The sequence below is a fragment of the Actinomadura barringtoniae genome (assembly GCF_017573505.1).
In the GTDB taxonomy this organism is placed as follows: domain Bacteria; phylum Actinomycetota; class Actinomycetes; order Streptosporangiales; family Streptosporangiaceae; genus Spirillospora; species Spirillospora barringtoniae.
This window is the reverse complement of the sequence record NZ_JAGEOJ010000021.1, coordinates 46171-58967: the sequence shown is the minus strand read 5'-3', so window position 1 is coordinate 58967 and position 12797 is coordinate 46171. Positions and strand designations below refer to the sequence as shown.

Genomic DNA, 12797 nt, shown 5'->3' with positions numbered 1-12797 from the left:
CAGGAGGACACGTGAGCACCCAGCCCGGTAAAGGCAAGGGCCGGTCCACCGGCGCCGGCAAGGGAACGGGCTCCGCGTCCGACGGCGCGGACAAGGCCGAGGACACCAAGCCCAAGAAGACCTCGGCGGCGTCCAAGCCCGGCCGGGACGAGGCGACCGTGGACATCGGCCCGGTGAAGCCGTCCGCGGACGAGACCCGTACCGACCTCGGCAAGGTCACCGAGCCGGAGAAGGACGCCGAGCCGGGCGACGCCACGCGCATCGACGGCCCGGAGATCCCGCCGGTCAAGGACACCGCGCCCAAGGACGTCCCGGCCGCGGAATCGCCTGCCGTCGCCCCGCCGCCGGTCAGCGGCCCGCCGGACCCGCCCAAGGACTCTCCCAAGGAGAGCCCGAGCTGGGCCAAGCCGGCCGAGCCTGGCGGCTCGGTCTCCAGCGGCCGCAGCGACAAGCCGTTCGGCCGCCGCGAGGTCGCCGGCTCCGGCACCCCCGGCCCGCCCGCCGGCTCCGGTTTCGCCGGTACGGCCCTCAAGGACAGGCCCGCGCCCGCCTCATCGGCCAACCCGGGCCCCGCGAAGGCCGCTGCGAACGCCAAGTCCGCGCGCAAGGCCCAGCTCCAGCTGGCCCGCCTCGAGCCGTGGTCGGTCATGAAGTTCAGCTTCGTGATGTCGCTGGTCTGCTTCGTGGTCCTGCTGGTCGCGGTCGTCGTCCTGTACGTGATCCTGTCCGGCCTGGGTGTCTTCGACGCGATCAGCGGCACGGTCAACGACCTGACCCGAGAGCAGGGCCAGAACTCCGGCGGCCTGGACGCCGGCAGCTGGTTCTCCTTCGTCCGCGTCTTCGGCTACACGGTCCTCGTGGGCGCCCTGAACGTCCTCCTCATCACCGCCCTCTCCACGGTCGGGGCCGTGATCTACAACCTCGCCGCGGACCTCGTCGGCGGCGTGGAGGTCACCCTCAAGGAGGCCGAATAATCACTCTGCATGCCGTCCAGGCGCCCGCATCGAAATCGATTACCGGTCGCCCCGCCAGATGGGGTAATCTCTCGTTGCGCCGCAAGGACGGCAGCAGTGCGGGCCTATAGCTCAGCTCGGTTAGAGCGCTTCCCTGATAAGGAAGAGGTCCCTGGTTCAAGTCCAGGTAGGCCCACCGCACACACCAAAAGGGTCTCGGCACCAGCCGAGACCCTTTTTCGATCTCCACCCCCAACGGTCCGGACGCCGAGCGCCCGAGGCCGCGATGGCGCGGTCGCCACAGAGCATGGCGTGGTTACGCGGTCGGGACCTCACGGCCGCACAGCGCGGTCACCACGTTCTGGCAGCCAGCGCGCACGTGGCCAGGCGGCAAGAACCCATAGAGGGCCTCTGCGGCCAGCCACATGGGTGCGCCGTCCGAGGATGAGTAACCAGGGCAGGCCTGCGCGCCGTGGAGGCGGGCGCCCTGCGGTCTTCCAGCTAGGCGCAGCCACCACACGGCGAGCTCGCAGCGCGCCCTGCGGTTCGCCTGCACAGGGCCGCCGGACGCAGCCACCGTGACCCAACTGGCGACGAGCCCGTCCGGAGTCGGTTCACTGCAGCTAACGCGCGTACGCGATTGGAGGGCTAACGCGTCGCCGCGCGGCCCGGCCCGGCCCTGCCGCACCGTGGAGGCGGGCGCGGCTGGCTACCAGCTGAAGAGAACGTCACGCGCCATGAGCTCGCAGAGGCCCCGGTGTCCTGCGAACGCAGCAGCAGTCGATGTTGGTGCGTAGGCGCGTCAGCGGCGATCAGCGGCGATCAGCGGCGGAGGGCGCGCGGCTGGGCAGGTCGTTCAACACCATGACAGCCGCGCTGGCCGCCTTCCGGGACCGGCAGCAGGGGTGCGTTCGGCCGCCGCTGGGCAGACCGTGCTGGCTCCTTCGGTGGCCGCGCGCCTGGCCGAGACCCGCAAGGACCGGGCACCCGCGTGCTGTCGGCGCGCGAACGGCAGGTGCTGGCACAGCCCGGCTCGGCACAGCCCGGCTCGGCACAGTCCAGCCTGGCCCGGTGTGCAGGCAGCCGTGCTGTTGTCGGTGCGGCCGACGATGTCCACGAGGGCGGCTGGCTGGGGGTAGAGCGGTAATTGCGCGGCCAGAGCGCGGTGGGCGAATGCAGAGGGCGTCTACGGCGGCGTGTGGCCCTTGCGTGGCGCCTGCGCACACGGTGGCTAGATGCAGCTGCCGCTAATCGATCGGCGATGGTCCGTGCGTGGCGTGGAGTTGGTGGCCGTTGGGCTCTTGGTGTCGAGCTCTGGATGCGTTGGGTGCTTGGTGCGTTGTGGGCAGGGGGCTGCCTATTGGGGGCGGGGTGTGAGGGGCGCTGTGGGGGTGGGGAGCGGGGGTTTGGATGGGGTGGCTGACCTGGGGATCTATTTGTCCAGCGTTCGCTGTACGGCTTCTGGATGAAGTTCTCTTGGCCGGGGTGGTGGGGGACTGCCAACGTTGCCCTGCAGCGACCGAAAGGTCGCGTTCCCCGCAAGGGCCTCCTTCGTTTCTGCTCGGGCCCTCACCCATGCAATGAACGGAATGGCGGTCCGAATGTGCTTGAACTCACGCCCACCACCGGCCGGTCGGAGGACGTAGCCGAGCACGACGCCGGCGGTTCAGCCGGCGGTCCGCCCTGGGGCAGAGCCCTCTGCTCCGGAAACCCGCCCGTTCGATAGAGGAAGGCTCTGGCGTAACTCGTCCCATTCTGCCAATATCCCCCAAGATCAACCGAGTTGGCGGAGCTCGAACGGGCGTTATACATCCCCCCGCTCCGAAGGGAACAGGAGAACAGCGTGAAAACGCTCCCCCGGATTCTTACCGCGGCGACCGCCGTCATGGCGATCGGCGGCTCAGTCTTCGCCAGCACCGCAGCGCCCGCCTCGGCGGCGGCCCGTAACGGCAAGTGCGACAGCGGCGAGTTCTGTCTTTACTACAACAGCGGGCTCAAGGGCTCGCTCTCTGACTTCACCAGCTCGGTCGGTGACTACGGGACCAAGCAGCCCAAGTGCTACGACTTCAAGAGCAAGGGCGCCGGCAAGGGCATGTGCGTGAAGAACCACGCCGCCTCGGCTTGGAACCGCAGCAAGAAGACCGTGCGGGTCTACTACAACAGCAACTTCGGCGGGCGCTACCAGGACATCAAGGCCGGCGCCAAGGCCAACCTGAACTCCACGCTGAAGAACAACAACGCGTCGCACCAGATCGGCCCCGGCAGCACGGCGGGTTGCTCGACCTCCGGCACCGGTGACCGGCGTTCGTGCGCCCAGGCGGTCGCGTGGGCGAAGTCGCACATCACGCGCACCTACCACAAGGACTACGCCAACCGCTGCGACCACGTGGTGGGCCTGGCGTACGGCTTCTCGGCCTCCGGCTCGACCAGCGCCTACCGCCACTGGCTCGCCGTTCCGTCCCGCTTCAAGCACCCGGGCAGCACCAACGTCCCCGCGGGCGGCCTCGCCTTCTTCTCCGGCGGCTACGGTCACGTGATGATCTCTATCGGCGGCGGCAAGTTCGTCTCGAACGACATCAACGGCCGGGGCACCCTGACCGTCACCACCATCTCCGCCATCCGGAGCAAGTGGGGCAAGCCGTACCTCGGCTGGACGCAGCCCTGGTTCCAGGCCAACCACTGATCGATGACGAGGCCCCCGGCACCACGCCCGCCGGCCCGGTGCCGGGGCTGACATAGAAGAGAAGGACAACATGTCGATACGTACTGGACGGCTGTTCTCGCGGTTCGCCGCGACGACCGCCGCCGCCGTGGTGGCGATCAGCGGAACGGTCCTCGTCAGCGAATCGCCCGCCCTGGCCGCCGGCCGCAACGGCAAGTGCGACAGCGGTGAGTTCTGTCTGTATTACAACAGCGGCCTGAAGGGCTCGCTCTCCGACTTCACCAGCTCGGTCGCCGACTACGGGACCAAGCAGCCCAAGTGCTACGACTTCAAGAGCAAGGGCGCCGGCAAGGGCAAGTGCGTGAAGAACCACGCCGCCTCTGTCTGGAACCGCTCCAAGAAAACCGTCTGGGTCTACTACAACAGCAACTACGGCGGTAAGTCCCAGGCCATCAAGCCGGGCGCCAAGGCCAACCTGGTCGCCGGCCTGAAGAACCAGAACGCCTCGCACCACATCGGCCCCAAGCCCGGGAACACCTGCAAGGGCGACGGCACGGAGACCAGGCTGCCGAAGACGATCCTCGTCTACCGCACGCGCCTGCACCGGGTCGACCGGGTGTCGTTCAACTACTACGTCAAGAACGTCCTGCCCAAGGAGTGGATCCCGAGCTGGCCGACCGAGTCCCTCAAGGCTGGGGCGATGGCCGTCAAGAGCTTCGGCTGGTGGCACACGCTGCACTCGACGTTCCGGAACAGCGCGGGCTGCTTCGACGTCTACGACAGCACCAGCAGCCAGGTGTACGTGCCCGGCTCCGCGACCGCGCGGACGAGCGCCGCGGTGGACGCGACCTGGAACAAGCGGATCTCCCGCAGCGGAAAGATCATGAAGGCCCAGTACTGCGCCACGACGACCGCCTGCGGCGGTTGGGTCACCGGCAACTGGATGTCGCAGGTCGGCTCCCGCGACAAGGCCAACGCCGGCTGGGGCTACGCCCGGATCCTGAAGGCCTACTACAGCAACATCGCCATCAAGTAGTCGTGATGCTCAAGGTCTCCGACCTCTGGCGCTAGGCCTCAGCTCCTAGCTCACCCGGTTCCCCGCCGTGCCTCGTGCGCGGCGGGGAACCGGCGTTTTCTGCCCGGGGCGCGCGAGATGCAAGATCGGGTTGTCGGCCGGTGTGGCATCTGGAACGAGGGCGTGTTGTGGAAGATCGTGACGTGGACAACCTGGGGATCCAGGTGAGGACGCTGCGCGCGGATCAGCCTCTCTTCGCTGATCAGGTCATGTGGGCAGCGCCCATCCACAGGATGTGGATCGCGTGCCGCTGGTGCGCGTCTCCGCAGCTGTCCCGGTCTGCCGAACGTGACGAACTGCGAAGTCGGCTAGGCGGAAGAGACGGAGGTTGGTGAGCTGTCTGAGCCGACCAAGGCGGTTGAGCGGCCCGACTTTGTTGAACGGCCTGAGCGGCTGAACTGGGACTGGCTCAGCCAGCAGGGTGAGCCCCGCTAGGGCGGTTGAGCGGCCTGAGTTGGTTGAACGGTGTGGGCTGCTGAACGGGGGCTAGGCGGCCGGCTGGGTTGAGTTGGCTGCATGATCGGTCGAGCTGGCTGAACGGAGGGCGGCTGCGGCCAGGACGAGTGCTCCCGTTCCAAAGATGATGTTGCCGATGAGGGCAGTGGACAGCGAGACGCCCATGTCGCTCGCGTGGGTGAAGCCGACCCAGACGTAGGTCAGCAGGGCGCCGACGGCAACGGCGGCGCGGTGTTGAGCTCCCCAACCGCGACAATGCGACCAGCTGATGCCCACGGCGACGGCGATCGCGGCCAGCGCCAGCCAGCCGATGACCAACACCCAGTCCGACACTCGATCCCTGAGCACCGCCTGGCCGACCCAATACGCACTGGTCAGGGCGAACGCCGCGCATCCCGCCAGCCACGGGCTCGGAGCTGCGCTCTCACCTTGCCGCTTGGGGACACGCGGCACGAGGAACGCAGCCAGGATCAGTCCGCCGATCAGCACCAGGCCGACGGTCCACTGCCACGCCGAGGCCATGAAGTGACCGTTGGCGGCGTACTGAATGGCTGCCAGGCCCGCAGAGCCTGCGGCCAACACGAGCGCGGTGATGGCTAGGCCCACCCGCCCGAGCCAGGGCCGCTGCCGATCGCGCCTGAACGCCTCGACGAGGGCGATCGGCACGCAGATGCTCCAGATCATGTGCATGGACACGACGTCCTGAAGCAGCGCGACGCTCGTTCCAAGAAACGGCACATGCGTCCCCGCATAAGTGAGGCCGAAGTCGAAGCCTCCATAGCGCGGGTTCCACAGCATCTGGTCGACCGGGCCCTCTTCCCAGAGGCCGTACGCCGCCCCGAGGAGCAGCATTGTCGGCCAACCGTGGCCGGTGCGCCTGGCGACTTCCCGGATCAGCAAGGCACCGCATCCGTACAGCGGCAGGTAGAGCGGAAGCGACCCGAAGTCGGTGACCGGCGTATTGCCCAGCAGGTATTCGCCGACCAGCGGAGCCAGCAGGAGCAGCCCGAGAACCGGCCGCCACCGGTGCGGAGTGCTTCGAAGATCGACCATTCACCAGATGCTAAGAGCGGCCACCTTACGTCACATCGGCCTGTCGACCAGGCGTGTCGGCCAACCGGCCAGACATTCACCGCCTTTCGGACCACTGCTACTAGACCTCTGGCCGCCCAGATAAGGCACAGAGCATGGCACAGCTGAGCGATCAGGTCAGTTCGTTAGTGGGTGCGTTCTCTCCAGGGGTTGCGGCAGGCGACGAATGGATGCTCGGGATTGGGTTGTGGGCCGGGTGCTGTAGGCCTTCCTGTCTGTGAGTGCGGAGGGTGGCGGTGGCATTGGATAGGGCGCTTGCGGTGTGGTGTGTAGCTGTGCGGGGTCGGCTGGGGATCTCATTGGGGATGTGCGGCGGATGAGGGCCTGTTTTTCGAGGTGAAGGTCTGTGAGGTACGCCGTCCACAGGGTGTGGGAAAAGGTTGCTGTGAGGGCTTGGCAGTAGCGGGCGGGTAGGGCTGGGGATACCTGAGGTTGGGGGTCTGCCCCGCTGTTTCTGCGGGCTTGGCGGGCTGGGATTGAGGCATGGAGATCACAACTCTTTCCGGCCGTGCCGTTCGGGCGTTGGGCGGGGGCGCCTTGCTTGCGGTGGCGGCGTGTTCCGTTACGAATTCCGCTGCGTCCGCTGCGTCCGCTGCGTTCGATTCGGGGAAGCACGGCACGGGGACGCGGTGGGCGGTGACATGGGGAGCCGCCATGCAGCGGCCGGTCGCCGGTAACGAGGACAGCGGGCTCAACTGGTCGCGTGAGGGCTTTGCCGCTGGCCAGACCGTACGGCAGATCGTGCGGGTCAGCGCCGGCGGACGGACGGTCCGGATTCGTTTGTCCAATGCGTACGGGAACAAGCCGCTGCGGGTGGGCGGCGCGACGGTCGGGCGGTCGGCGGGCGGGGCCTTGGTATGGCCCAAGACGATGCGGCGATTGACGTTCGGGCATTCGGCGAGCGCGGTCATACCTGCTGGGAGGGGGGTAGTCAGTGACCCTGTGGGGCTGACTACTTCGGCGCTGGAGAAACTGAGTGTGACGTTGCGCTTCGCGCAGGCCACTGGTCCGGCGACATTCCATCGGTTCGCGCTGGGGAAGACGTACCGGGCCAAGGGCGATCACCTGAATGACATCGCCGCTGAGCCTTTCGGTGAATCGACCGGTGCTTGGTACTTCCTGAGCGGCGTCGAGACCGAGGGCAATGCGGGCCGCGCGGGCCGGGACACGGTGGTGGCCTTCGGCGACTCGCTCATCGACGGTGTCGGGTCGACGCCGGAGGCAGACGGGAGGATCACCGATCACCTGGCCGAACGGCTGATGGCGGCCGGTCGTCCGCTGGGCGTGGTGAACGCGGGCATCGGCTCGAACAAGCTGCTGAACGGGTCGGCGTGCGGTGGCGACAGCGCGTTGGCGCGGTTCCGGCGCGACGTGCTCGACCGTCCGGGCGTGCGGTCGGTGATCGTGCACCTGGGGGCGAACGACATCGGCGCGCCACAGGTCGATGATCCGTGCGTACGGCCTAACCCGAAGGTGACGGCGGAGCAGCTGATCGCGGGCTACAGGCAGCTGATCAAGGCCGCGCATGAGCGTGGGGTGAAGGTCATCGGGGTGACCATCGGGCCGATGAAGGGGGCGCTGTTTCCTCTCTGGGATGAGGAGGCGGAGCGGATCCGGCAGGCGGTCAACAAGTGGGTTCGGACGAGTGGGGAGTACGACTCGGTGGCCGACCTGGCGAAGGTCATGGCCGATCCCGCTGACCCTGAGCTGCCTCGGCCGGGCTACGTCTTCATGGACGGACTCCACCCGAACGACGCCGGCTATCACGCGCTGGCAGCGGCAATTGACCTCAAGTCCCTCTGAACGTGGGCCTGGGCGGTCGGGGGTAGGCGGCAGCGGCCGCAACCGTGGCGCTGGTCAGATGCGAGTGCGGAGCATGGGTGCGGAGCGTGGGGGTGCCGGGCGCCGGGCGCGCTGGGCGGTGCAGTGTCGGAGTGTCGTGTGGAGATCGGTTGTGCATAGCGGGGATCGTGTGTGTACAGACGCGTGATCCCTTGGGGACTTCGCTGAGGAATGCCGGTGGGCAACTTTGTCCACCGGCATGCGGGTGATGTGGAAGCGATTCGCTCACAGGCTGTGTACGTGAGGCTTCAGGTCCACGGCTAGTCGCCTGTCCTGCCTGCTCAAAGCGTTATCCCGATGGTGGATAACCGGTGGGTGGTCTGGGGACCGTCTGGGGGACGACCGGTGGGTACGGCTCGGGACGGTGATCCGCATGCTGTGCGGGGTTGTTATCCACAGTGTGTGGATGGCCGAGTCAGGCCTGTGAGGGACGGTGTCGGGGGCGGCCGACTGAGGACGCCGAACGGTAAGAGCCCTGGAAAACACTGGTCTTTTGGGGATTCCGCTGTGGAGACGAGCGCCCCGGAACGGCATCCGTACAGGCCCTCGCGTGTGGACGATCCGGGTGTGCGCCTGTGGATAACTCCGGGATGTGCGAGAGTCTGAGCGATCACCCCTAGAGGAGGGCCATGCGTACCGAAACGGTGACCGTGCCGGACGGCTCGTTCGAGCAGAAGGTCTGGCTTCCGGAGAGCGGACACGGACCCGGGATCCTGCTGATCCAGGAGATCTACGGCGTCGGCGAGTACATCACCGACGTGGCCGAGGACCTGGCCGGCCTCGGGTACGTCGTGGCTGCGCCCGACCTGTTCTGGAGGCTCCAGCCGAACTGGCGGGCGCCCCACACCGAAGAGGGCACCCGCGACTCGATGGGCATGGTGTCCCGGTTCGACTTCGCCACAGGCCTGGACGATCTGTACGCCGCGTTCGAGCACCTGCAGGGTCTTCCCGAGACCGACGGCGTCCCGGGAACGCTCGGCTTCTGCTTCGGCGGAACGATGGCGTACCTGCTGGCCGTACGGCAGGGGCCGTCGGTGGTCCTGTCGTTCTACGGCTCGGGCGTGATCGACCAGCTTGACGGGATGGGGGAGATCGGCGTCCCGATCCAGTTCCACTTCGGCGGCTCCGACCCGTACATCCCGCGCGAGAAGGTCGCGACGGTCGAGGAGGCCGTCCGGGATCGGCCGAACGCGGAGATCCACGTTCAGGAGGACGCGGGGCACGCCTTCCACAACCACGCCTCGGCGATGTTCCACGTTCCGGATGCCGCCGAACGGGCTTGGGAAACCGCCAAGGGGTTCCTCGCTCGGCACCTGCCCACCAGCAAGAACAAGGGCTGACCGCGTCCCGCATTGGGCACAGTCCGGCCGGACACGAAGCCGGTCGCGGTTCAAGCCGGCCGCACGCCAAACTGGCCGTAGGGCAGGCCGCCCGCACGCTGAGTCGCCCGCACGCCGAGCTGGCCGTACGTAAAGAGGGGCCGTACGCGAAAGAGGGGCCGTACGCGAAAGAGGGGCCGTACGCGAAAGAGGGGCGGCCTCCCGGAGGTACATCCGGGAGGCCGCCCCTGCTTTCGAGATCAGGATCAGGCAGCTGCCGCGCGGTTGGGGATCAGGCCCAGAGCGCGGAAGGTCACGCGCTGGTCGAACCACAGGAGCGCGACCGTCAGGGCGGTCATCAGCGAGCCCAGGGCCAGGTGCGCGACCGGCGAGTGAACATCGGCGCCGACCGCGGCCAGCGCCACGTGGACCCCGATCCGCAGCGCGATCAGACCGAACGCGATCTTGCGGGTCCGGCCGTTCTTGAGCATCGCCTTGACCAGCTTGATCCGGCCGCGCAGCACGGTCATGCCAACGATCGCGTTCACTGCGCCGAACGCCACCAGGACCATCCAGGCGCCCTGCCAGACGTGGCACACGTCGTAGGCGGCGCCCATCAGGCCCTCGAACCCGAAGAACCAGATCGGCAGCGGCTTCACGTTCGCCAGGTCCTGCGCGGGGGTGGAAGCCGGGGCCGAGGTCTGCTTGCGGGTGAGGGTGCCGGCGCCGATCATTTCTGCTCCTTGAGGCCGTGTCCCGCTGACCTCTCAAGAGTGGCGCCCAGGCCCCATCCCGCTGCAGAGTCAACTAACACCACATTGGAAAGGACAAATGTCCTGGCGAAATCAGGGTCAGAGGCTGTGCGCCGGCGGATGACGCGGCTCGTAGATCGGTAGTTCGGTGCCGCTGGGCAGCCGGATCGCCGACAGCACCCCCCATCCCTGATCGCTCGGCGGCCGCGTGACCTCCACGCCCTTGGCCTTCAGCTCCTCGAGCGTCTTCTCCAGGTCGTCGCACATCAGGTAGAGCTCGTGCTGCGGTTCCTCGGCCGGATGAACGGCGACCTCGGCGGGCGGAAGCTTGAAGATCAGCCAACCCCCGCCCACATCGATGCCCCGGAACTCCAGCACGTCCCGGATGAACGCCCGGTCCGCCTCCGCATCCCTGCTGTAAATGATCACGTGCGCCCCATTAATCATGCCCCTCTACCTACCCCGCCCACCCACCCCACGACCCCCACCCCCTGACCACCGCCGGCCGCCCCCAGCCCCCGACCGCGAGCCCCGGTCCGCAACTTCCTGCTCGCGCCGGGTCCGCTCGCGCCGGGTCCGCTCGCGCCGGGTCCGCTCGCGCCGGGTCCGCTCGCGCCGGGTCCGCTCGCGCCGGGTCCGCTCGCGCCGCACCGCGCCGCGGCGTCCGCAACGTTCTGCTCATGAAGCCTGCCGCGACGCCCTGCCTATGACGCTCGCCGCGACGTCCATCCACCGCGTCCGCCGACCCCGTCCGCCCGCGAGGCCCCGCCTGCAACCTTCTGCCCATGACGCCTGCCGCGATGTGGGCTCGTCATGTGCGCCCGCCCGCCGAGTGCGCGCACCACGTATGGCCACCGCGTCCGCCGACCGCGTCCGCCGACCGCGTCCGCCGACCGCGTCCGCTCGCAGCTCGCCCGCGAGGCCCCGCCCGCAACGTTCCGCCCATGACGTCTGCTGCGACGTGGGCTCGCCACGTGCGCCCACCCGTCGAGTGCGCGCACCACGTACGGCCACCACGTCTGCCGCCTGACGCTCAGCTCTACGGCTACGTGTGATGCCAGTTGGCGGAGCCTCGCTGGCGACAGCCGATTAGGGGTCGCCCCTGACGCTTGACCGCGGCCGTCTGACGAGGAGTTCGTTCGCCTACGTCTGTGACGACGGGCGCTTGCGATGTCCGCCACGTCGAACGCTCGCTGCGCCTGCCGGGCGTCAGGGTGCGGTTGCGGAGGCGATGAAGATGGGGATGGCGATGAACGTGCGGTCCGTCTGGGCGCGTTCACGCTGATCGTTCAGCCAGGCGTCGGCCTCTGCCTCGGTGATGGCTCCGGCCTTGTGTGTCGCGTCTGCCAGTCCAGCCAGCATCGGCTGGAGTATGTGGCCGGACGGGCCGGCGAAGATCCCCATCTGCGCCTCGACGTGGATGTTCTGGAAGCCCGCGTCCAGGAGGGTGTTCCGGTACGCGCGAGCCGCGCGCGGCACTTCGATCTGGTCAGCTCGGGCATGAACGATGGTCCGGGTGAGTTGCGGGTGGCTGGAGTCGATGATGACCGTGTCCCAGTCCTGGGCCAGAAGCACGATGCGTCCGCCTGAGACCAGTACGCGCCGGGCCTCGGACATCGCGCGGGTGGGATCGGCGAGGTTGTGGAACACCTTCTCGGCGCGGTAGCCGCTCACCTCACCATCCTGGAAGGGCAGTTCGTAGGTGCTTTCTAGACGTACGTCGCAGTCCGGTCGGCGGTGCCGAGCCACCGCGACCATTTGCTCGCTGAGGTCGATGCCGACGGCCCGTACGCCGAGATCGGTCAGCTCGGCCACCGCGCACCCGGCGCCGCAGCCGATGTCGACCACCAGGGAGCCGGGGGCTGCGCCGAGCAGCTCGTACGACCGGGCTCGCAGTTCGGCGGCGCCGGGTGTGGCGTCGACCGCGTCGAGCAAGGGGATGAGGGCCTCGATGTCTGAGGGTGCTGTGGACATAGCGCCCAGCGTGCGACTTAATGTCGACATGAAGTCAAGCGCCGACCCGCTGAGCACAGCTAGCTCGCTGGGCGCTGCGGAGCCTTCGGGCGCTGCGGAGCCCTCGGGCACTGCGCAGCCAACGAGCACTAGGCAGTCACCGGGCAGCGCGCAGTCGTTGGGTGGCGCGCAGCCGCTATGCGCGGCGGGGTCCTCGGCCGCCGTTGGGGCGTCGGGTGTTGCGGGGGTGTTGAGCATTGGGGAGGTCGCGGCTCGCTTTGGGCTGGCGACTCACGTTCTGCGGCATTGGGAGAGCGTCGGGCTGCTCGCGCCGTCCCGCGTCGCTGGAGAGCGGCGGCGGTACGGGCGCGGGGACGTCTACAGGGTCGCGATGATCCTGCTTGCCAAGGACGGCGGCTTCGCGCTGGAGGACATTCGCGCGATGCTGACGACGGCCGATGTGGCTGAACGACGGGACGTTCTGCTGCGGCAGCGTGCCGAGCTCACGCGGCGGATCGCCGAGGCGCAGGCGTCGCTGAACCTCATCGACAACGCGCTCGGATGCGACCACGAGGACCTGGCCGAGTGCGTTCATTTCCAGACAGTGGTCGCCGAACGGGCTGGCCTGACTCCGCCACGCCCGGGTGCAGCCCGTCATCAAAATCCTGTCGGCGCGGAGCGAGCATGACCGTG

The 12797-nt window shown here is 68.1% G+C and carries 10 protein-coding genes and 1 tRNA gene; 7 read left to right on the top strand and 4 right to left on the bottom strand.

Annotation, left to right across the window (positions count from 1 at the left end):
• Window positions 1-11 precede the first annotated feature (11 nt).
• The 4 genes from J4573_RS56415 to J4573_RS40925 all read left to right on the top strand — a co-directional run bounded on the left by J4573_RS56415 (window position 12) and on the right by J4573_RS40925 (window position 4651).
• The gene (locus J4573_RS56415) at window positions 12-974 is read left to right on the top strand and encodes a DUF3566 domain-containing protein (protein ID WP_307797313.1); all 963 of its coding nucleotides are present in this window, start codon (window positions 12-14) and stop codon (window positions 972-974) included.
• A 100-nt stretch (window positions 975-1074) separates the two neighbouring features.
• Window positions 1075-1149 (top strand) — tRNA-Ile (locus tag J4573_RS40935).
• A 1647-nt stretch (window positions 1150-2796) separates the two neighbouring features.
• Entirely contained in the window at window positions 2797-3636 is an 840-nt protein-coding gene (locus J4573_RS40930; protein WP_208261541.1) for a peptidase inhibitor family I36 protein, read from the top strand.
• A gap of 70 nt (window positions 3637-3706) precedes the next feature.
• Window positions 3707-4651: a peptidase inhibitor family I36 protein gene (locus J4573_RS40925; protein WP_208261540.1), complete on the top strand. Its 945-nt coding sequence runs from the start codon at window positions 3707-3709 to the stop codon at window positions 4649-4651.
• A 525-nt stretch (window positions 4652-5176) separates the two neighbouring features.
• Here J4573_RS40925 and J4573_RS40920 read toward each other — a convergent pair.
• Window positions 5177-6199, bottom strand: coding sequence for an AF_0692 family protein (locus J4573_RS40920; RefSeq protein WP_208261539.1), 1023 nt, complete (start codon window positions 6197-6199; stop codon window positions 5177-5179).
• Between the two features lie 693 nt (window positions 6200-6892).
• Between J4573_RS40920 and J4573_RS40915 the strand changes: the two genes are divergently transcribed.
• Window positions 6893-8041 (top strand): SGNH/GDSL hydrolase family protein, encoded by a 1149-nt coding sequence (locus tag J4573_RS40915; protein ID WP_208261538.1) that lies wholly within the window; start codon window positions 6893-6895, stop codon window positions 8039-8041.
• Window positions 8042-8709: 668 nt separating this feature from the next.
• Window positions 8710-9420 (top strand): dienelactone hydrolase family protein, encoded by a 711-nt coding sequence (locus tag J4573_RS40910; protein ID WP_208261537.1) that lies wholly within the window; start codon window positions 8710-8712, stop codon window positions 9418-9420.
• Window positions 9421-9665: 245 nt separating this feature from the next.
• Here the strand turns inward: J4573_RS40910 and J4573_RS40905 are convergent, their stop codons facing one another.
• The 3 genes from J4573_RS40905 to J4573_RS40895 all read right to left on the bottom strand — a co-directional run bounded on the left by J4573_RS40905 (window position 9666) and on the right by J4573_RS40895 (window position 12125).
• Window positions 9666-10133, bottom strand: a complete 468-nt coding sequence (locus tag J4573_RS40905; RefSeq protein ID WP_208261536.1) for a hypothetical protein — start codon at window positions 10131-10133, stop codon at window positions 9666-9668.
• Window positions 10134-10250: 117 nt separating this feature from the next.
• Window positions 10251-10580, bottom strand: coding sequence for a VOC family protein (locus J4573_RS40900; RefSeq protein ID WP_208261535.1), 330 nt, complete (start codon window positions 10578-10580; stop codon window positions 10251-10253).
• Window positions 10581-11360: 780 nt separating this feature from the next.
• A complete protein-coding gene (locus J4573_RS40895; protein WP_208261534.1) occupies window positions 11361-12125 on the bottom strand; it encodes a methyltransferase domain-containing protein in 765 nt (254 codons plus the stop codon).
• Here J4573_RS40895 and J4573_RS55670 point away from each other — a divergent pair.
• Window positions 12091-12792 (top strand): helix-turn-helix domain-containing protein, encoded by a 702-nt coding sequence (locus tag J4573_RS55670; RefSeq protein WP_307797312.1) that lies wholly within the window; start codon window positions 12091-12093, stop codon window positions 12790-12792. The genes J4573_RS40895 and J4573_RS55670 overlap by 35 nt on opposite strands.
• Window positions 12793-12797: the final 5 nt, after the last annotated feature.